The 735-nt window shown below is 59.2% G+C and carries 2 protein-coding genes; one reads left to right on the forward strand and one right to left on the reverse strand.

Features of this window, described 5'->3' with window-relative positions:
• On the forward strand, window positions 1-380 hold a 380-nt coding region (locus tag A3754_RS03470), incomplete at its 5' end, for an alpha/beta hydrolase (protein WP_197468424.1).
• 288 nt (window positions 381-668) lie between these two features.
• Here A3754_RS03470 and A3754_RS28810 read toward each other — a convergent pair.
• The gene (locus A3754_RS28810; RefSeq protein ID WP_369817570.1) at window positions 669-716 is read right to left on the reverse strand and encodes a hypothetical protein; all 48 of its coding nucleotides are present in this window, start codon (window positions 714-716) and stop codon (window positions 669-671) included.
• Between the last annotated feature and the right edge of the window lie 19 nt (window positions 717-735).

The following is a 735-nucleotide window of genomic DNA, read 5'->3' on the forward strand; positions in this document are numbered from 1 at the left end:
ATGCACTCATCGAGAGGGAAATCGCCCGCGGCATTCCCAGCGAACGCATCATTATTGCGGGTTTCTCACAAGGTGGTGCCGTTGCCTACCAGGCCGCCCTGCGTCAGCCCAAGCCTCTGGCCGGCCTGCTTGCTCTCTCCACCTACATGGCCATGCCCGTCACACCCAGCGAGGCCAATGCCGCCCTGCCAGTAATGATTTGCCATGGCAGCATGGACCCGATGGTACCGGAACAGCTGGGCCAACGGGCCGCAGCCACCCTGACTGAACTGGGCTATACCCCGCAATACCGCAGCTACCCCATGGAGCACATGGTCTGCCTGGAACAGATTCGGGATATTGGCCAGTGGATTACGCAACGCCTGATGCCGAACGCCTAACGCCTGACAAGGCTGGGCTGGCTCCCTTGCTCAGTTGTGGGAGCCAGCCTGCGGGCGAAGAATTCGGCGGCAGGCCCCATTCACGCTGAATGTCTGATTACGGCTACGCCTAATCAGACCTACTCCTGACCCCTTACTGTGTGTGGGCAAGCTCCCACAGAACACCCCCTTCCTCTCTGCTTTTTTCCGTCATGCATCTGGCATCAAACACCAGCCACAAAAAAAGCCGCGTCCCTCTCGGGGCGCGGCTTTTTTGTGTTGCCTGTCGCGTGACGCGTGCAGCGTCTCTTACAACCAGTACACCGTGATAAACAGGAACAGCCACACCACGTCCACAAAGTGCCAGTACCAGGCA

Source organism: Alcanivorax sp. HI0083 (genome assembly GCF_001635175.1).